This window comes from Micromonospora sp. ANENR4 (assembly GCF_015354395.1).
Taxonomy (GTDB): domain Bacteria; phylum Actinomycetota; class Actinomycetes; order Mycobacteriales; family Micromonosporaceae; genus Micromonospora; species Micromonospora aurantiaca.
The window spans coordinates 50,086-69,680 of the sequence record NZ_JADKYQ010000001.1; the positions used below are offsets into that span (position 1 = coordinate 50,086).

A 19,595-nucleotide genomic window follows, 5' to 3' on the forward strand; every position below is an offset into this window, starting at 1 on the left:
CGGGTGGTTCAGGCGCGGGGGGACGGAACGGCGGCGACGTCGGCCGGCGCGTCGGACGTGTCGGCTGCGGGCGCGGCGGCCGGGGGGACCGGCTCGGCGGACCGGGACGGCTTCGCGGGCTGAGCGGGCTTGGCCGGCTTGCGCAGGAAGAGCACGAGCACCGGCACCGCGTACGCGACCCAGGCGACCAGTTCCAGCACCGTCGGCGCGGCGGTGACGTTGAACATGCCGGCGAGCAGCGCGCCGTACCAGGAGCCCGGGTCGAGCGTGTTCGAGATGTCGAAGGCCAGGTCGTTCAGGCCGGGCAGCACGCCCGCCTCCTGGAAGTCGTGCACGCCGTACTTGAGGATGCCGGCGGCGACCAGGATGAGCAGCGCGCCGGTCCAGGTGAAGAACCGGCTGAGGTTGATCCGTACCGCACTGCGGTAGAGCAGGAAGCCGATCACGACGGCGGTGGCGATGCCGCCGGCCAGGGCGAGCAGCGAGCCGGGCCCGGTGCCGCCGGCCGCGCTCTCGGCGGCGGCGTAGAAGATGAGCGCCGTCTCCAGGCCCTCGCGGATCACGGCGAGGAACGCCATGCCGGCCACGGCCAGGGAGCCGACGGCGAGCGCGTCGGTGAGCTTGCCGCGCAGTTCACCGGCGATGGTGCGGGCGGCCCGGCGCATCCAGAAGATCATCCAGGTCACGAACACCACGGCGGCGACCGACGTGACCGCCTCGAACAGCTCGCGCGACTCGGAGGTGCGCAGCAGCGAGGTGGAGGTGTACTGGATCAGCGAGCCGAAGCCGACGGAGAGCGCCACGGCCAGGCCGACGCCGGCCCACACCTGCGGCAGCCGGTCCCGGCGCTGCGACTTGACCAGGAAGGCGACGAGGATGCTGACCACGAGCGTCGCTTCCAGGCCCTCGCGCAGGCCGATCAGGTACGTGGCGAACATCAGGCACTCCGTCGTCGCTGAGTTAGGGCAGGCATACCTTGCTCCTGTTCACAGCAAACGTCAAGCTGATCCGGGTAACGTCACCCGGTTCGTCACCTGACGGCCTTCCCCCGTACGCGAAAAGGGACCGGGGTCGGCCGCGCGGCAGACCCCGGTCCCTCAGGGAGCGTGGAACTCAGTAGCGGTAGTGGTCCGGCTTGAACGGGCCCTCCGGGGAGACGCCCAGGTAGGCGGCCTGCTCCTTGGTGAGCGTGGTCAGCTTCGCGCCGAGCGCGTCCAGGTGCAGCCGGGCGACCTTCTCGTCCAGGTGCTTGGGCAGCACGTAGACGCCGATCGGGTATTCGTCGGTCTTGGTGAACAGCTCGATCTGGGCGATCGTCTGGTTGGCGAACGAGTTCGACATCACGAAGCTCGGGTGGCCGGTGGCGTTGCCCAGGTTCAGCAGGCGGCCCTCGGACAGCACGATGATGGCGTGGCCGTCGTCGAAGCGCCACACGTCGACCTGCGGCTTGATGTTCTCCCGGGTCACGTCGCTGCGCTTGGCCAGGCCGGCCATGTCGATCTCGTTGTCGAAGTGGCCGATGTTGCCCACGATGGCCTGGTGCTTCATCCGGGCCATGTGCTCGTTGGTGATGACGTCGAAGCAGCCGGTCGCGGTGATGAAGATATCGGCCTGCTCCACCACGTCGTCGAGCGTGGCGACCTGGTAGCCGTCCATCGCCGCCTGCAGCGCGCAGATCGGGTCGACCTCGGTCACCACGACCCGGGCGCCCTGACCGCGCAGCGACTCGGCGCAGCCCTTGCCCACGTCGCCGTAGCCCATGACGACGGCCATCTTGCCGCCGATCAGCACGTCGGTGGCGCGGTTGATGCCGTCGATGAGCGAGTGGCGGCAGCCGTACTTGTTGTCGAACTTGCTCTTGGTCACCGAGTCGTTGACGTTGATGGCCGGGAAGAGCAGCGTGCCGGCGCGGTGCATCTCGTAGAGCCGGTGCACGCCGGTGGTGGTCTCCTCGGTGACGCCCTTGATGCCGGCGGCGATCCGGGTCCAGCGCCGGCCGTCCTCGGCCAGCGAGCGGTGCAGCAGTTCGAGGATGACCGCGTACTCCTCGGAGTCGGCGGACTCGACCGGCGGCACGACGCCGGCCTTCTCGAACTCGGCGCCCTTGTGGACGAGCAGGGTGGCGTCGCCGCCGTCGTCGAGGATCATGTTCGGGCCCTGCCCGTCCGGCCACGCCAGCACCTGCTCGGTGCACCACCAGTATTCCGGCAGCGTCTCGCCCTTCCAGGCGTAGACCGGCACGCCCGCAGGGGCCTCCGGGGTGCCCTCGGGGCCGACCACGATCGCCGCGGCGGCGTGGTCCTGGGTGGAGAAGATGTTGCAGGACGCCCAGCGGACCTGCGCGCCGAGCGCGACCAGGGTCTCGATCAGGACGGCGGTCTGGACGGTCATGTGCAGCGAACCGGTGATGCGGGCGCCGGCCAGCGGCTGGGCCTCGGCGAACTCGCGCCGGATCGCCATCAGGCCGGGCATCTCGTGCTCGGCGAGCCGGATCTCCTTGCGCCCGAACGCGGCGAGCGACAGATCCGCCACCTTGTAGTCGCCCTCGGCGAGGGTGCTCGGCCGGGCCTGCGACGACGCGCCGCTGGAGGCCGCCGGGAGGGTGCTGGTCATGGAAGCTCCTGTCGAACGATGGTGGTGCGCAGCCTTCCACCTTACGCTCGCGGGCCACTCGACCCGTGCCCGGTTGGCCGACCGCGCAATCGGCCGGTCGGCGGACAGCGCACGGGGCGGTCGGTCGTGAGCGGACTCTCCCACTCACGGTCCGGCCGCCCCGCGCATCCCCCCGGTTTGGTTCCCCCGCACGTCACCGGACCTTCGTCGCGACAACGCTGCGTACCCATAGAGTCACACCACGCAAGGTGGCCGTCAAGCCATTTCGGGAAAGTCGGACTTGTCCGGGGTCAGTGCATGCCGCAAGTGGCGACGAACGCCTCGCCCGCCCCGCTCAGCGCCAGCGGGCCACCGGCCGCCGTACCCACAGCGGCCTGACCCGCGTCCAGCGTCACCGACCCCACGCCGTCGTCGACGGTCAGCTTCCCGGCCCGGCAGAGCACCACCCGCGGCCCGGGCAGCGTCAGCCGCACACCAGCCGCCCCGGCGGCCACTTCGACCCGGTGCAGCGCGAAGTCCTCCACCGGCACCGGCCAGGTCAGCACGCCCGGCTCCACCTGCTCCGGCCGCAGTACCGGCCGGGTCAGCACCTCGAACCGGAGCACCCGCAGCAACTCGTCCACGTCGACCCGCTTCGCGGTGAACCCGCCGCGCAGCACGTTGTCGCTGGCCGCCATGATCTCCACGCCGGTGCCGCGCAGGTAGGCGTGCAGGTTCCCGGCCGGCATCCAGATGCCCTCGCCGGGCGCCAGCCGGACATGGTGCAGCAGCAACGCCACCACCACGCCCGGGTCGGCCGGATAGCCGGCCGCCAGCGTGCGGACCAGTTCGGCGTCCGCCGAGGCCGGCCCGGCCTGCGCCGCCGCCAGCACGGCCGCCACCAGCCCGGCGCGCTCCGCCTGCGGCCAGCTCAACAGCAGGCGGACCGCCTCCCGCAGCCCCGCCGGCCCGTCCCGCAACGCCGCCACCACAGGTTCCAGCGCGGGTACGCCGAACGCGGCGATCGCCTCCGCCGACTCCCCGGGGTCGCGGAAGCCGCACAGCGCATCGAACTCGGAGAGCGCCACCAGCAGCTCCGGCTTGTGGTACGGGTCCACGTAGTTGACCCGCCCCACGTCGGCGGCGTGCCCGGCTCGGGCCTGCTCGGCGTCCGGATGCGCCTGGAGACTCAGCGGCGAGTCGGCGGCGAGCACCTTCAGCAGGAACGGCAGCCGGGTGCCGAACCGGCCGACCAGCCGCTCACCCAGCCAGTGGCCCGGCTCGGCCACCAGCAGATCGGTGAGGCTGACCGGCCGGCCGTCGCGCTGCACAGTGGCCGGGGCGCCCGGGTGGGCGCCCAGCCACAGCTCCGCCTCCGGCCCGTTGCTCGGCACCGGCCGCCCCTGCAACTCGGCGATCGCGGTGCGCGAGCCCCAGGCGTAGTCACGGATCCGGCCCTGCAACAACTCCATCGGTCAGCTCCCGGGCCGCCCGGCGACCTCGTCGGCCGCGTGCGTCCCACCGGTGGTCACGGCCTCCGGGACGGCGGTGTCCGCCGCCTGCCCGGTGCCGGCCTGCTCGGCGGCGGGCGAGTAGATGTCCGGCTCCAGGTAGATCACCCGCGCGGTCGGCACCTCACGCCGGATCCGCGCCTCGACGGCGTTGATGTCGCGGGCCAGGTCGTGGGCGGTCTCCCAGGCCGGCACCGCGATCTTCGCGGCCACCATCAGCTCCTCCGGGCCGAGGTAGAGCGTCTTCATGTGGATGATCCGCTCGACCTCGGGACCGTTCGTCACGGCCTGCTCGATCTTGTCCAGCTCGCTCTGCTCGGCGCCCTCGCCGAGCAGCAGGCTCTTGGTCTCGATCGCCAGCGTGATCGCGATGATCACCAGCAGCACGCCGATCATCGCGGTGCCCGCGGCGTCCCACATGCCGTTGCCGGTGATCAGCGTCATGCCGACACCGAACAGCGCGAACACCAGACCGACCAGGGCGCCGAAGTCCTCCAGCAGGACCACAGGCAGCTCCGGCGCCTTGGCGCGACGGATGAACCGGACCCAGGTCTGGTTGCCCCGGACCAGGTTCGACTCCTTGATGGCGGTACGGAAGGAGAAGCTCTCCATCACGATCGCCGCCACGAGCACCGCCACCGGCACCCACTGCCAGTTCTCGATCGGGTGCGGGTCGGACGCCTTGTGGTACGCCTCGTAGAGCGCGAACAGGCCACCGATGCTGAACAGCACGATCGCCACGATGAAGGCGTAGATGTAGCGCTCCCGGCCGTACCCGAACGGGTGCTGCGGCGTGGCCTGCCGCTTGGCCCGCCGGCCGCCGATCAGCAGCAGGCCCTGGTTACCCGAGTCGGCCACCGAGTGGATCGACTCGGCCAGCATCGACGACGAGCCGGTGAGGGCGAACGCGATGAACTTGGTGACGGCGATGCCGAGGTTCGCCGCCAGGGCGGCGACGATCGCCTTGGTGCCCCCGTTTGCGCTCATTCCCCGCCTCGCCCGATGCCCCGTGTGGTCACTGGTTAGCCAGCTCCTTCATCTCCGTGATGGCCGGTACCGCCATCGGGTCCAGCCCATGTGCCAAGGCGAGGTAGATCGAGGCGAAGTCGGGCACCGCCACCAGCGACGCGAGCCGCTCCAGCGCGGAGCCGCCCTCGGCGGTCACCACGTCGCAGCGCACCCCGCGCCGCTCGGCGAGCGTCTGCACCGCGTCCGCGCGGCGCTCCTCGACCGCCAGCGGCTCGTCGGTGTCGTCGTCGGCGTTGAGCCCGCCGTCGCGCAGCAGCACCAGCCGCAGCCGCGTGCCGTCGGGCTCGTCGTCGCCCGGGTCGGCGAAGATGTCCCGCTCGCCCTCGGCCAGGCCGCCGAACACCCCGTCGAGCAGGCCGACGCGGCCCCGGCCCGCCTCGCCCAGCGCACCGGCGACCACCGGGTAGCGGGCGTTCGCGGACAACGTGTCACCGAACCGCCGGGCGGCCACGGTGGCCAGCGGGGACGAACCCCACACGATCGGGATCGAACCGGACAGGCCCAGCGCCAGCGACTTCGCCGGGTTGACGAAGGACTCGGCGGTCGGCCGGCATCGATCGGCGTCGGCGTCCAACCGGGCCGCTGTCTCGGCCAGATCCGCCTCGTTGACCTTCACGAGCCCGAGGGTACGGGCGGCCAGCAGAACCGGCACGGTGAGCGCCCAGAGGCTCGCCCGGGCCGGCGCGCGCCGGGGCACCGGGATGAACGGCGCCCGGGCCCGCTCCGCCACGGACTGGAGCTGCGAGTCGGGCGCGCCGACGGCGACCAGCCGGGCGCCGCGCCGGTGCGCCGCCTCGGCCGCGCCCAGCGCCTCCGGGCTGCGACCGGACGCGCTCACCGCGATGACCACGTCCGCCGCGCCCACCCAGCCCGGCACGCCGGCGCTGCGGTGCGGGATGACCGGCACCGGGCAGCGCGGCCCGGCGACGGTGGCCAGCACGTCACCGGTACGCCCGGCGGTGCCGATGCCCGCGATGACCACCGCGCGGGGTCGTCCGTCGTCGGCGAGCACCGTCAAATTCGCCTCGGCGGCCAGCGCCGCCGACTCGCGCACCTGCGCGCCGGCGGACGCGGTGAACCGGAGCATCCCGCCCGGATCCCGCTCGGAGAGCTGCGCCGCGTCGTCCAGCAGGGTCTCGTCCGCGTGCCGGTGGCCGCTGACCCCGGCCGTACCCTCCATCACCGCGACGACCCGCCCCGCGCGTCGTCGGCGGCGGGTCCACCACGCGCCTCGTCCAGCAGGAGCACCGGGACGTCGTCCCGGACCTCGAAGATGCGACCGCACTCGGTGCAGGTGAGCGTCTGCGCCTGCGCGTCGTAGTCGAGCGGGGCGTGGTGCGTGTCCGGGCAGGCGAGGATGTCGAGCAACTGCGGGTCCAGGGCCACGGCGCGGCTCCTTCCACGTATGCGGTCTCACCGGTCGGCGGTGCCGATCGGCGCACGCGATCTTATCGGCCGAGCGGCCCCGGCACCGGGCCCCGTTCGGCCCCGGTGTTCCGTCCTCCGGTCGGGCAGGTGGCGGCTGCCGGGTCACGGCATGACCACCCACCGTCACCGTAACCCCGGGAGCGGGTCGGGTTCCGGTTCAGTCCGGCAAGCGGGGCAAGACGCTCGTCGCGTCCCCGGCGGGCGGGGCCGGTGGCGCCGGGGCGGACGCGGGCGCGCCGTACACGTTGCCGGCCGGGCGGGGCGGCGTCGTGCCCCCGTACACCGTGGGGGCCGGCCCGGGCGTGCCGGAGCGGTAGGTGGTGGTGCTGCGCGGCAGCGGGACCGGCGGGAGGCCGGTGTCCGCGCCACCACCGCTGCGGTCGGCGCGGTTGCGGCGCAGCAGCAGGACGATGAGGGCGGCGCCGACCAGCACCAGCCCGATACCGAACCACATGATCATGGAACCTCCGAACGACGAGTCGTCGGCCGCGGCGGTGGCCGGGGCGACGGCGGCGGCGACCGGCGACGTGTCGGTCGCCTCGGCCGCCGTGGTCTCGCTCGCGCTGGGCGTCGGCGAGGGCTTACGGGACGGGGTGGGGCTCGGCGTCGCCGCGCCCACCAGCCGGGCCGACCCGCCGGCCCGGCCGAGCACGTCGCCGTTCGCGGCGCTCGCCTCGGCGGCCAGCTCCAGCCGGCCGCCGACGGCCCCGGCAAGGAAGGACACCCGGTAACGCACGGTGACGCCCTTGCCCTTGCACAACGGCCGGTCGACAGGCGCCACCGCGGCGGTGGCGACGGCGCCGCCGTCCCCGGAGACCTGCACCGGCACCCATCGGCCGCCGGACGCCACCTGCACCCGGACCTGGTCGGCCCGCAGGCCCTCCAGCCGGAGCCCGACCGCGGTACGCAACTGCACGCAGCCGTCCGTCCGCTTGCGCACCTCGACCGCCACCGTCCCGGGCGGCCCACCGGCGGTGAAGCTCTTCGCCGCGCGCAGTCCCACCCGGTCGTCCCGGGCCGACGCCGGTGACGCCGGGACGGCGATCAGGCCACCCAGCAGCGCGCCGACAATGGCCCACCGCGCCGCGTGCCGCCCTGCCGACATCTCCACCTCACCGTTGCGTCCGGACCGGATCCGCCGGTCAGGTTACTACCGGCCCCTCCGGGCGCCCGCGCATCGAGCACGCCACATGTGTGCAGCGCCACGCGATCACCGCCCGCCCAGGTCACCGCCCGACGCGCCTGCATCGGCGAGCGCCCGCCGGCACAGCCGGTCGGCCGTACGGGTGGTCTCCGGCAGCCGGTACCGGGGCGTCAGAGCCAGTACCCGCTCCACCGCGTCGTCCAACCCCATCCGGTGCCCGACGCTCACGAAGACCGGCCGGACACCGTCCTGAGTCCGCAGTACCCGCCCGACCACCTCGCCGCCGTCGCACAGGTCGGCACTGTCACCACGCGCGGGACCGGGCCCCGTCCACGAGCCGACGAGCGGCGTCTTGCCCACCCCGATCGTCGGCAGCCCGGTCACCAGGCCCAGATGGCAGGCCAGCCCGAACCGGCGCGGGTGCGCCAGCCCGTGCCCGTCACAGACCAGCAGCTCGGGACGGACCGTGAGCCGGTCCAGCGCGGCGAGCAACGCCGGCATCTCGCGGAACGCGAACAGCCCCGGCACGTACGGGAAGGCGGGCCGCCCCACACACACCGCCTCGTCCACCACATCGAGGGTGGCCGCGTCGAGGACCGTGACGGCCGCCGCGAGCAGATCACCGTCCTGCGCGTACGCCACGTCCAAGCCGGCCACCGTCGTGGGCGCGGCAGGACCGGGCCCGACCAGGTCCACCCGGGACCGCAACTCCTCCTGTACGCGTCGCGCCTCCGCCACGTCGGCGGGCGGCACGTAGGGCACGGGTGTGCCGTCGGTGGAGGGCATGGCGTTCCGGGCCGCTTTCAGGAGGCGGCGGAGGCGATGGTGGGGTCGGCGGCGGGGTCACCGGCCTGCTGGAGCTGCTCCTCGAACATCACAAAGGTCCGCCGCCGGATCCCCTTGATCAGCGCGGCTTCCTCCGCGGTGAACGGTCGCCGCTCCGCGACGGCGGGAGCCTCGAGCGCCCGGACCGTCTCGTAGAGCGCGAAGACCGGCCCCCCTCCGCTCAGGTAGCGTCCGCGCAACTGCTCGACGTGCTGCACGAAGGCATCAGCCGAGCGCACGTAGATCTCGCCGCCCACGCCACCGATCACGTCGTCGACGAGCTCGTCCGCCGGCCGCCAACCCCCCGTCGAGCGGTCCAGCTTCCAAGCGGCGTGGCCGCCATCCTGTGTGGCGACCAGCTTCACAGGCGTGTCGTAGTGCTCGAAATAAGCGGGAAGTTCGACGCCGTCGACTGTAGCCATCACGCACTCTCCTTGTGCAGCGCCGTCTGAAGAGCCTCCCAGAACAGCTCACGCTGTCGCCGAAGCACCGCCCGACGAATGGCGGACTCCGTCACCGTCACGCTACGTCCCTCCTCACGAGCGACCGCTTCGAGGTCGCGCCGCACTTCGAAGAGGGAATGTTCCCAGTTCGCCACTCTGTCGAGTGGCGCCAGTTGCAGCCGGAACTCAGCGATGTGCCCGTTGGAGGCACGGAGGAACATCTGTACGTCTCGGTATCCACTTTTCTGTGGGCTCTGGAAGCGGTCTTCGAACTTCACCAGATCCAATCGCCCGTCGTTCCTCAGACGTGCGAGTCCGCCGTAGAGTTCGTCGAGGTTGCCAAACGAGACGTAGCCGCCCGCGAGATCCTTCAGCTGTGACGCATCGCCGCCGTAGCCCTTGATTTTGTCCTCAGCCCGCGCACGGTCCTTGGGCTCACGACGCGGGTGGTATTCGGCACCACCACCGCATGACTCTGCCAGATCCCGCCCCAGGGAGTTGAGCTCCGACTGCGCGACAGCCGCTGCCTCATACAACTGGTCCAAGAACTGCTTTCGATACGCGGTGTCACCAAGTCGCGCTAGATCGAAACCCGGCTGCGCGGCCTCCGCGCTCTCAGTTGTAAAGGATTCGCTCACCGTTAAGTGAGCGTCTGTCAATGGAGTCGGCATCAGGGCCGGCGGCTCCGTCGATGCAACGACGTCAGCGCCCCGTTCCCGGATCTCGCCTACCACGTCTTGCAACACGTCGATGGCCTGCTGGTGGCCGGCCAGGTGGTGCAGGGTCAGCGGCCGGGCGGTGAGCGAGTTGGCGAGTTCCGGTGTCGTCAGGATCATCCGGACCAGGTCGGGCCGCTCCGCGAGCTGCCGCACCAACCTCTCGGCCAGCAACTCCTCGCGTCGCGGCGGCGCCTCCCAGCTCTGGTCGAGCATCCGCTGCACGCGCGGGTCGGCGAACAACCGGGTGAGGTCGGCCGCACCGCTCTCGTTCAGCCCCGGTACGAGCCGCCGCAACGTCGGCACGTCGACGTGTTGCGCCAACTCGACGGGCGTCACGCCGGCGGCGAAGGCGGCGTCGAGGTTCCCGCTCTCCGCCAGCGCGTCGCGCACGTAGAGCCCGGCCGCGATCCGGTTGGCGTGTGCCTGCCGGTGGTCCTCGCGTACCCGGTCGGGTTCCGGCTCGACGGGCGGCGCACCGCCCGGCATCGGTCCGTCGGCGCGGCGGTGGATGGTCGTGGACTCGCCGAGCAGGTGGACGTGGTTGAAGTCCGGGACGGGACCGTCGGCGATCGGCGGCGGGGCCGGCGGCCGTGGCGGCGCCGGGCGGGGCAGCGGCTCGGGCAGGACGTTGTAGGTGCCGGGTGGGCGGTCGGCGAGCGGCATCGGCCGGCCGCCGGGGCCGAGCACCAGAGCGTCGACGCCGACCACGTTGCCGCGGGCCGGACGGCCGCTGTGGTGGTAGATCGGCCGGTCCGCCACCTCGCCCGTCTGCGGGTCGAGGAAGAGGATCGTGCCGTTCTGGTTCAACGCCACCCACGCGTGCGATCCGCCGCCCTCGAAGCTGGTGATGAGGAACGCGTAACTGCCGTGGCCGCCCGACGCGAGCTGCGCGTACAGGTCCCGGTAACCGCCGTCCACCAACAGCTGGCGCTCCCGGCCGGTGACACCGGGCCGGTCCGGCGGGCAGAGGTTCTGGAACCGGCCGCCGGTCGTCTGCTCGACGCGCAGCGGCCCGTCCGCCTCCCCGCCCACCGGCCGGTTCACGTCGCCGTTCAGGTAGCCGTCGAACGTACGCGGCGCCGCGACGCGCGGCCGTCCGTGAACCCAGGTCTCGAACAGCGACAGCGTGCAGTCGAGGCAGTTGATCCCCCGGGTCGCGTCGGCCGCCGGTCCGCCGTCGTTCGCGAGGCGGAACCATCTGCCGCGCCGGGGATCGGCGGTACGGGTCACGCTGCCGTCGAGGTTGCGGGGCATCTGCCGTTCGAGGTCGGTCTGGTGCAGCGCCAGCGGAGGCCGGAGCCCTCCCCGGCGGCCGTAGGGCCGGGACCTGTCGATCGGCTCGGGGTGCCCGTGACCGGTGAGCGCGGAGTGGTCGGCCGTCTCCACCGCGCCGACGGCCAGGTCCGCCACGTCGTCGTTGATGCGGTAGAAGTCGAGGTCGTCCTCGATCATCACCTCCTGCGGAACGAGCCTGCCGGCCAGGACGTGACGCGCTTCCTCGCGCAGGTCGGCTGCCTCCAGGGCGGCCTCGTGCGACTCCCGGTGCCATCGTTGCGCCGCCAAGGTCCGGCCGGCGCGTCGCAGCTCCACGGCCTGCGCGGCCCAGTCACTGGCCCTTTCCTCGTGGTACGTGGCGCGCTCATGCAGCCAGTCGGCTCGGGTCTCCCGTCGACGGTCCTCGAACCACCTCCGCTGGGACTGCAGATGACCGTGGTAGCGACGCCTGTCGAACGACTCCCTGTCGGCTACCAGCCGTGCGGCGCGCTCCCGGATCGTTCGCAGGTCGGGAGGCAGCGAGTCGAGCCGGCTGGGGTCGGGGCCTGGGGAGTCCGCGGACGGCCGGGGCGGTGCCAGGGACTCCAGCAGGGGGAAGCGGTGGTTCGGAATCGGCCGCGGATCCGGGCCGGGCAGGCCCGGGAACGGTGCCGCATGCGGCTGCGGTGACGGCGTGGACACCGGCGTCGAAGGTCCGAGGCCGGAGCCGGCCCGATCCGACAACGGCGCTGCCGCCACATGCGGATGGTCAGTGGTGGATGGGGAAAGCGTGGCCGGTGCCGCTGCCGCCTGCACGGGGGTCGACGGTGGCGGGGCGTCGTCGATCGGCGTCGCCACCGGGCCCGCGCCGTTGTGGACACCGGGCGCGGTCGACGGGGGCGTGGCGACGGGCGCGTCCGTGATCACCGAGGACAACGTGGGGCTCGTGGTGGCGGTCGGATGTGCCACGTCGTGCGGGACGACATCGTCGAGCGGCGGCGTCGTCGTGGGATCCGGCGCCGGGCGGGGCAGGTCCACGGCGAGCGGGTGCGGACCGGCGGCTTGGGGCGTGACGTGTGAGGGTGTCGCGGGAACGGCCCCCGCCATCGTGTCGCCGCCGCTGTGGACGATCGGCTCGGCGGCCCGCTGGGCCGGGATCAGCCCGACGGGGTCGGCGGTGACCGGCACGTCCAGGCCGACCGGGGACACCGTCAACCCGCTCAGCTGCCCGTCGAGGCGCCGTTGCAGTGCCGAGTCCGCCTGGTTCGTGGCGGACCCGCTGGCGCCGGAGGCAGCGGCGCGCGCCAGATCCTCGAGCGACGGCCCCTGGCCGGTCGCCAGGCCCGCAGCGGTCTCGGCGAGCGTCTCCCCGCCCATCTCCCGCCCGAACCGCTCGGCGATCTCCGCGAACGGCCCGGTGGCGTGCCGGCCCAGCCCGGCCAGCGGCGCGACCGCACCGCCGGCGAATCCGCCGAGAGCCGACGTGCTCACGTCGGTCAGGTCGAGGCCGTCCCGCCGGCCGGTGGAGTTCTGGTACGCCTGCGTGCCGAGGCTGGTGGCCGCTTCCTGACCGGCCTCCAGCACGCCGCCGATCGCGGCCCGCCGGGCCAGCTTGCGGGCACCGGACCTGGCTGCCTCCTTCGCGGCCCGTTCGCCCGCCTCCTTGAGGCCCTGCTTGACCGCCTTGCGGGCGAGCTGAGCCACCAGCCGCTTGAAGATCTGCTGCACCACGACCCGCGTGGCGGTGATCGCGGCGGCCGCCGCCGGTGAGGCGGCGCCGAGGGTGAGCACTGTGGCGACGGCCAGGGACAGCAACTCGATGACCAGGATGCCCAGCTCGATCCAGGCTTCCAGCTTCGCGCCCTCGATGTCGCAGCCGCAGGAGTCGACCAGACGCGCCAGTTCGTCGGTCGCCGCGACCAGGACGTGCAGCGGCGCGTCCTCACCTTCGGCGAGCTTGTGCCACGCCGTGTCGAACGCGCCGGCGACCAGGCCGACTCCCCCGTACCCGCTCCTGACCTCGCCGGCGGCGGTGATCGCGTCGTCGCGCGGACGGGTCAGGACGCCTGCCACGCCGTACCACTGGTCGGCCAGGTCCCAGACGGCGCGCTCGTCGCCCTCCGGCCATTCGACGCCGACCACCCAGTCGAGCGCCTCGTAGATCCAGCCGGGCAGGTCCCACGGACAGAAGTCGAGCGGGTGCGGGATCGGGCTGGGCAGCATGCTCACGCGCGGGTCCTCCGGTGGTCAGCGCCGGGGCCGATGGGGGTTGTGCCCTTGCTGCGGGATCGTCCCGAGGTCACGGGCGTTGCTCAGGTCCGTCTCCACGGTGGCCGTGACCGAGCGGACGACGTCCGACCCGAGCACCTCCAGTGACCGGCCGAGAAGCTCCCACGTGCGCAGCAGCGTCTCGGCGTAGCCCTGGTAGTGCTTGTCGAACGCGGCGCCGATGTCGTCGCGGCCCCAGGGCCGCTGGGCGCTCGCGGCGGCGATCGGCTCGCCGGTCTCCCGCCGGGCCGCGCTCACCGCCCGCCCCGACAGCGCCAGGTCGGCGCCGCCGCGGCGGGCCCGGTCCGGGTCCAGCCAGATCTCTCCCCCGGCCACCTCTCACTCGCCGCGGGCCAGCACGGAGTCGGCCCGGCCGAGCAGCGCGCCGAAGTCATGGGTACGCAGGAACTCGACCGACGGCGAGCCCGGCGGCAGGTAGCCGGCCACAAGTTCACGGGTGGCGGTGGTCGCCGCGGTGGAGGCGCGCAGCACGGTTTCGGTGATCTTCCGGCTCAGCGCCCGGGCGTCCCGGTCGTGGAACGCCGCCGGGCTCACCTCGACGCTGATCAGCTCGCCTCGCGCGCCGACGATCGCGGTCACCTGACCGTCGTCAGAACGTTCGGTGACCCGCAGGCCGGCCAGCTTGGTCTGGAGTTCGTCCAGACCGGACCGCAAGCGCTGGTATTGGCCGTACACCTCGTCGAATCGCGCTCGTAGTGCACGGTTCGCATCCCGGTCCGCACTCTCGGCCACCGTCGCTCCCCTTCCGTCACCGTGGGTAGGGCCGACCATACCGGGTGCCACGAAATCCGTGGGGTCCGGTAATTTCAGGTGGTGATCGAGCGACAGCAGGCCGAGCAGATCGCCTCGGTGTGGGCCCGGCGGGACTCCGACCGCCTCGGTTTTCCCTGCACGCCGGAGGTCGAGGAGTTCGACCTGGGCTACGTGGTGAGCTCCGTCGTGTCCACCGAGGCGCGGGCGCTCCCCGGCGACCTGCCGACCACCGTGATCGACAAGGAGACCGGCGAGGTGTCCACGTGGCCGCGGGTGCCGGCCACGGCGGTCGAGCGGATGTACCGGCAGCGACGTCCGGCCGAACCGCGCCCGCCGCGTACCGTCGATCCGGCCGCCCAACTGCTGCGTGAGCTGACCCGCCTGCCCACGCCCGGCGCGGCGGCGCACCTCACGCTCGACGGCCGGCAACACGTCGCGCAGGGCGCGAAGGGCGACGTCGAGGTACGCCACCATCCGCTCGTCCAGTCCTACCTGGACGACCTACCCGCAGGGCATCTGGTGCGCGGTGGGGAGCGGCACGCCGAGATGATCGTCGTCTCCGACGCGCTGTACGAGCACGACCACCGTCGCGCCACCGAGGGCCTACCCCCTTTGTCCATCGAGGATGCCCGCGACCTGCTCGGCACCAGCCGGATCGAGAGTTTCCGCGTCCGCGAACCCGGGGATCCCGCGGGCGGCCCGGCCGAGTTGCGCTGCGAGTCGTGTATCAGGTTCCTCGTGCACGTCAACGTGCTGCCCTGGCCGGAGCTGGCCCTCGCCGAGGAGTGGCAGTCCGAGCCCCAGACGCCTCCGGAGCCCGATCGGTTTCCCGCCGAGGTGGCAAACGCGCTCGTGATCGCCGGCTGGCGGCCGCACTTCGGCGACGAGGTGTCCGCCGCCACCTCGGTCCGCAAGGTCAGCGAGGTCCGAGGCGCGCAGCACACCCACGCCACCTTCCCGGCTGCGCTGGCGACGCTGACCGCCTTTCCCGGGCTGGTCACCGCACGCCAGGGCCCCGGTGAAGCGGTCTGGATCTCGCGCTTCGAGGTGCGACCGCGGAAGGTGGCGCACACCGCCGACTCTCTCGCCGACTTCGGCGCGCTCATCGGCGCCCGTCTCTTCCCGCTCGGCAGCGAACGTCAGGAGAGCATCCTCGCGGTCGACGAGCACGGCCGCGTCTTCGCCCTCGACCAGGCCGGCGAGTGGTTCCTCGGCGCCGACATCGACGCCGCTCTCACCACCCTGCTGCTCGGCCGCGCCCCCGCCCGGGTCCGCGACGACGGCACCTGGTGAGCGGGCGGGCGATCAGAGGGCCACGCCGGTCAGCACCGTGACGCGCGGCTCGGTGTAGTCGTCCATCGCGCTGCGCAGCCCCTCCCGCCCGACGCCGGAGCCCTTCATCCCGCCGTACGGCATCTGGTCGGCCCGGTACGACGGCACGTCCCCGACGATCACGCCGCCGACCTCGAGCGTGCGGGCCGCGTCGAACGCCACGTCGAGCCGGTGGGTGAAGACGCCGGCCTGGAGCCCGTACGCGGAGTCGTTGACGGCGGCGAACGCGGCCCGGTCGTTCGCGACCGGGGCGACCACCAGCACCGGTCCGAACACCTCTTCGGCGCACACCTTCGCGTCGGCCGGCACGCCGCTGAGCACTGTGGGCGGGTAGGTGGCGCCCTCGCGCCGACCACCGGTCTCGATGACCGCACCGGCGGCGACCGCCTCGTCCACCCAGGTCTCGACGCGCTGCGCCGCCTCGACCGACACGAGCGGGCCGACGTCGGTCAGCTCGGATCGCGGGTCGCCGGTGCGCAGCGCCTGCACCGCCGCGACGAGCCGGGGCAGGAAGCCGTCGTAGAGCCATTCGTGCACGTAGACCCGCTGCACCGCGATGCACGACTGCCCGGCCTGGTAGTTGGAGAACGTGGCGATGCGGTGCGCGGCGAAGGTCAGGTCCTCGTCCGCCGCCCAGTCTTCGCAGATGACCGCCGCGGCGTTGCCACCGAGTTCCAGCGTGACGTGCTTGTCCGGCGCGGCCCGCCGGATGGCCGCGCCGACCGGGCCGGAACCGGTGAACGACACCACCGGCAGCCGCGGGTCGGTGACCAGTTCGGCGGCGCGCTCGTTCGGCAGCGGCAGCACCGAGAACATGCCCTCGGGCAGGTCGGTCTCGGCCAGGATCTCGCCGAGCAGCAGCGCGGTGAGCGGTGTCGCCGGGGCGGGCTTGACCACGATCGGGGTGCCGACGGCGAGCGCCGGGGCGACCTTGTGGGCGACCAGGTTGAGCGGGAAGTTGAACGGGGTGATGCCGAGCACCGGGCCGCGCGGCACGCGCCGGACCAGGGCGATCCGCCCGGTGGCGGCCGGGTCGGTGTCGAGTCGTTGCAGCTCCCCGGAGAAGCGGCGGGCCTCCTCGGCGGCCCAGCGGAACGTGGAGACCGCACGCCCGACCTCGGCCTTCGCCCATTTGACCGGCTTGCCGTTCTCGGCGGTGATCAGCGCGGCGACCTCGTCGGACCGCTCGGCGAGCCGGCGGGAGACGTGGTCCAGGGCGGCCGCGCGGGCGTGCGCGGGCAGGGCCGCGGCCTCCGCGGCCACTCGGGCGGCGCCCGCGACTGCGGCTTCGACCTGGTCGGCCGTGGCGAGCGTGGTACGCCCCACCGGCTGTCCGTCGTACGGGTGGGTGACTGTCAGCTCGTCCTCGCCGTGGACGGGGCGACCGGCGACGTAGAAGGCTCTCGGCTCCACGACCGGCAGCCTAGACCACAGGTGCCCACGCGGAAACAGTTGCTCAAACCCTTGTCTGCCTCGGATTTAGTAGCCAAGATGGCAGTCAGATTGCGATAACCTCCGCTGACCCTCCTCCCGGCCACCTTCTCGGAGACTTCTGATGAGCGACCAGCAGCAGCTGCGCAACTTCGTCAACGGCGAGTACGTCGACCCGGTGGACGGCGGCTACGCCGACCTGATCGACCCGTGCACCGGCGAGGTCTTCGCCCAGGCCCCGGTCTCCGGCGCGGCGGACGTGGACGCGGCGATGAAGGCCGCCTCCGCCGCGTTCGAGACCTGGCGGGACGCCACGCCGGCCGAGCGGCAGCGGGCGCTGCTGAAGTTCGCCGACGCGGTGGAGTCGCGGGCCGCGGAGCTGGTCGACGCGGAGGTCCGCAACACCGGCAAGCCCCGGCAGCTCACCGCCGACGAGGAGCTGCCGCCCGCGGTGGACGAGCTGCGCTTCTTCGCCGGGGCGGCCCGCCTGCTGGAGGGGCGCTCGGCCGGTGAGTACATGGCCGGGCACACCTCGTACGTGCGGCGCGAGCCGATCGGCGTCTGCGCCCAGGTGACGCCCTGGAACTACCCGCTGATGATGGCGGTCTGGAAGATCGCCCCGGCGCTGGCGGCCGGTAACGCGGTGGTGCTGAAGCCGTCGGACACCACGCCGGTGTCGACGCTGCTGCTGGCCGAGATCGCCGCCGAGCACCTGCCCCCGGGCGTGTTCAACGTGGTCTGCGGCGACCGCGACACCGGCCGTACCCTGGTGTCCCACCCGACCCCGCAGCTCGTGTCGATCACCGGCTCGACCCGCGCGGGCATGGAGGTCGCCGCCGCGGCGGCGCCGGACCTGAAGCGGACGCACCTGGAGCTGGGCGGCAAGGCCCCGGTGGTGATCTTCGACGACGCGGACGTGGCGGCGGCGGCCGAGGCGATCGCGATGGGCGGCTACTTCAACGCCGGTCAGGACTGCACGGCGGCGACCCGCGTGCTCACCGGGCCGGGCATCCACGAGGACTTCGTGGCCGCGCTGACCGAGCAGGCCCGCAACACCCGCACCGGGGCGCCCGACGACGCCGACGTGCTCTACGGTCCGCTGAACAACGCCAACCAGCTCGCCCGGGTGAGCGGCTTCGTGGACCGGCTGCCGGACCACGCGAACGTCACCACCGGCGGATCACGGGTCGGTGAGCGCGGCTTCTTCTACGCCCCGACAGTGGTCTCCGGCGTACGCCAGACCGACGAGATCATCCAGGACGAGGTGTTCGGGCCGGTCATCACCGTGCAGCGCTTCTCCGACGAGGACGAGGCGGTGCGCTGGGCGAACGGCGTGGACTACGGCCTGTCCGCCTCGGTGTGGACGCGCGACCACGGCCGGGCCATGCGGATGACGCGGCGGCTGGACTTCGGCTGCGTCTGGGTGAACACGCACATCCCGTTCGTCTCGGAAATGCCGCACGGCGGCTTCAAGCACTCCGGCCACGGCAAGGACCTGTCGGTCTACAGCCTGGAGGACTACACCCGGGTCAAGCACGTCATGCACAACATCGAGGGCTGATCGCGATGGCAACCAGCGATGAGCTGCACAAGCGCCGGGTCGAGGCGGTGGCGCGGGGCGTGGGCAGCACCATTCCCGCGTACGTGGACCGGGCGGGCGGCGGCACGATCACCGACGTGGACGGGCGGGAGTGGATCGACTTCGCCGCCGGCATCGCCGTCACCAACGTGGGCAACTCCGCCCCGCGGGTGGTCGAGGCGGTGCGCGCGCAGGTCGAGCGGTTCACCCACACCTGCTTCATGGTCGCGCCGTACGAGTCGTACGTGGCGGTCTGCGAGCAGCTCAACGCGCTCACCCCGGGCGGCTTCGAGAAGCGCTCGGCGTTGTTCAACTCCGGCGCCGAGGCGGTGGAGAACGCGGTGAAGATCGCCCGGCACGCCACCGGGCGACCGGCGGTGGTGGTGTTCGACCACGCGTACCACGGCCGGACCAACCTGACCATGGCGCTGACCGCGAAGAACATGCCGTACAAGCACCGGTTCGGGCCGTTCGCCGGTGAGGTCTACCGGGTGCCGATGTCGTACCCGCTGCGCGACGGCGGGCTCGACGGCGCCACCGCTGCGGCCCGGTCGATCGAGATGATCGAGAAGCAGGTGGGCGCGGAGAACGTGGCCGCGCTGCTGATCGAGCCGATCCAGGGCGAGGGCGGCTTCGTCGTACCCGCTGAGGGTTTCCTGCCGGCGTTGCGCGAGTGGGCGACGGCGGCCGGGGTGGTGTTCGTCGCCGACGAGATCCAGACCGGTTTCTGCCGCACCGGCGACTGGTTCGCCTGCGAGCACGAGGGCGTCGAGCCGGACCTGGTCACGCTGGCCAAGGGCATCGCGGGCGGCCTGCCGCTGGCGGCGGTGACCGGCCGGGCGGAGCTGATGGACACGGTGCACGTCGGCGGTCTCGGCGGCACGTACGGCGGCAACCCGATCGCCTGCGCCGCCGCGCTCGCGTCGATCGAGACGATGCGGGAGCTGGACCTGGCCGCCGCCGCGCGCCGGATCGGCGCCGTGATGGGTGAGCGGCTGCGCGCGATCGCCGCCGGTGACCCGCGCGTGGCAGAGGTACGCGGCCGCGGCGCGATGCTCGCCGTGGAGATCGTCCAGCCGGGCACGCTGACCCCTGATCCGGCCGCCACGGCGGCGATCTCGGCCGCCTGCCACGCGGCCGGGCTGCTCACGCTGACCTGCGGCACCTACAGCAACGTGCTGCGGTTCCTGCCTCCGCTGGTCATCTCCGACGACGAGCTGAGCCGGGGACTGGACATTCTGGCGGCCGCCTTCGGCTGACCCCGGA

Annotated in this window: 16 protein-coding genes; 3 read left to right on the plus strand and 13 right to left on the minus strand. The window is 72.7% G+C overall.

Annotated elements, in window-relative coordinates:
- Positions 1 to 8: 8 nt before the first annotated feature.
- The 12 genes from efeU to IRY44_RS00280 all read right to left on the minus strand — a co-directional run bounded on the left by efeU (position 9) and on the right by IRY44_RS00280 (position 13,966).
- Positions 9 to 938, minus strand: a complete 930-nt coding sequence (gene efeU, locus IRY44_RS00225) for an iron uptake transporter permease EfeU (RefSeq protein ID WP_194798469.1) — start codon at positions 936 to 938, stop codon at positions 9 to 11.
- A gap of 175 nt (positions 939 to 1,113) precedes the next feature.
- Positions 1,114 to 2,613, minus strand: coding sequence for an adenosylhomocysteinase (ahcY, locus tag IRY44_RS00230; RefSeq protein WP_194798470.1), 1,500 nt, complete (start codon positions 2,611 to 2,613; stop codon positions 1,114 to 1,116).
- Between the two features lie 290 nt (positions 2,614 to 2,903).
- Positions 2,904 to 4,064: a mannose-6-phosphate isomerase, class I gene (gene manA, locus IRY44_RS00235; protein ID WP_194798471.1), complete on the minus strand. Its 1,161-nt coding sequence runs from the start codon at positions 4,062 to 4,064 to the stop codon at positions 2,904 to 2,906.
- A gap of 3 nt (positions 4,065 to 4,067) precedes the next feature.
- Positions 4,068 to 5,090: a cation diffusion facilitator family transporter gene (locus IRY44_RS00240; protein WP_194798472.1), complete on the minus strand. Its 1,023-nt coding sequence runs from the start codon at positions 5,088 to 5,090 to the stop codon at positions 4,068 to 4,070.
- 28 nt (positions 5,091 to 5,118) lie between these two features.
- Complete coding sequence (locus tag IRY44_RS00245) at positions 5,119 to 6,315, minus strand: SIS domain-containing protein (protein WP_194798473.1); 1,197 nt, start codon at positions 6,313 to 6,315, stop codon at positions 5,119 to 5,121.
- Positions 6,312 to 6,518 carry a Trm112 family protein gene (locus IRY44_RS00250; protein ID WP_013284195.1) on the minus strand — a complete coding sequence of 69 codons (207 nt, stop codon included), beginning with the start codon at positions 6,516 to 6,518 and terminating at the stop codon, positions 6,312 to 6,314. Before IRY44_RS00250 ends, IRY44_RS00245 begins: the two co-directional genes overlap by 4 nt.
- Before the next feature lie 199 nt (positions 6,519 to 6,717).
- Positions 6,718 to 7,665, minus strand: a complete 948-nt coding sequence (locus tag IRY44_RS00255) for a hypothetical protein (protein WP_194798474.1) — start codon at positions 7,663 to 7,665, stop codon at positions 6,718 to 6,720.
- A gap of 105 nt (positions 7,666 to 7,770) precedes the next feature.
- Positions 7,771 to 8,490 carry a deoxyribonuclease V gene (gene nfi, locus IRY44_RS00260; protein WP_194798475.1) on the minus strand — a complete coding sequence of 240 codons (720 nt, stop codon included), beginning with the start codon at positions 8,488 to 8,490 and terminating at the stop codon, positions 7,771 to 7,773.
- 17 nt (positions 8,491 to 8,507) lie between these two features.
- Entirely contained in the window at positions 8,508 to 8,951 is a 444-nt protein-coding gene (locus IRY44_RS00265; RefSeq protein ID WP_194798476.1) for a hypothetical protein, read from the minus strand.
- Positions 8,951 to 13,168, minus strand: a complete 4,218-nt coding sequence (locus tag IRY44_RS00270; protein ID WP_228531278.1) for a toxin glutamine deamidase domain-containing protein — start codon at positions 13,166 to 13,168, stop codon at positions 8,951 to 8,953. Before IRY44_RS00270 ends, IRY44_RS00265 begins: the two co-directional genes overlap by 1 nt.
- Before the next feature lie 24 nt (positions 13,169 to 13,192).
- The gene (locus IRY44_RS00275) at positions 13,193 to 13,549 is read right to left on the minus strand and encodes a hypothetical protein (RefSeq protein WP_194798478.1); all 357 of its coding nucleotides are present in this window, start codon (positions 13,547 to 13,549) and stop codon (positions 13,193 to 13,195) included.
- Between the two features lie 3 nt (positions 13,550 to 13,552).
- Positions 13,553 to 13,966: a YbaB/EbfC family nucleoid-associated protein gene (locus IRY44_RS00280; RefSeq protein ID WP_194798479.1), complete on the minus strand. Its 414-nt coding sequence runs from the start codon at positions 13,964 to 13,966 to the stop codon at positions 13,553 to 13,555.
- 78 nt (positions 13,967 to 14,044) lie between these two features.
- Between IRY44_RS00280 and IRY44_RS00285 the strand changes: the two genes are divergently transcribed.
- A complete protein-coding gene (locus IRY44_RS00285) occupies positions 14,045 to 15,280 on the plus strand; it encodes an SUKH-3 domain-containing protein (protein WP_194798480.1) in 1,236 nt (411 codons plus the stop codon).
- A gap of 12 nt (positions 15,281 to 15,292) precedes the next feature.
- Here the strand turns inward: IRY44_RS00285 and IRY44_RS00290 are convergent, their stop codons facing one another.
- Positions 15,293 to 16,732: an aldehyde dehydrogenase family protein gene (locus tag IRY44_RS00290; RefSeq protein WP_194798481.1), complete on the minus strand. Its 1,440-nt coding sequence runs from the start codon at positions 16,730 to 16,732 to the stop codon at positions 15,293 to 15,295.
- A 142-nt stretch (positions 16,733 to 16,874) separates the two neighbouring features.
- On the opposite strand from IRY44_RS00290, the gene IRY44_RS00295 reads away from it, so the two are divergent.
- A complete protein-coding gene (locus tag IRY44_RS00295) occupies positions 16,875 to 18,311 on the plus strand; it encodes a gamma-aminobutyraldehyde dehydrogenase (RefSeq protein WP_194798482.1) in 1,437 nt (478 codons plus the stop codon).
- Between the two features lie 5 nt (positions 18,312 to 18,316).
- Positions 18,317 to 19,588, plus strand: coding sequence for a 4-aminobutyrate--2-oxoglutarate transaminase (gene gabT, locus IRY44_RS00300; RefSeq protein ID WP_194798483.1), 1,272 nt, complete (start codon positions 18,317 to 18,319; stop codon positions 19,586 to 19,588).
- Positions 19,589 to 19,595 lie beyond the last annotated feature (7 nt).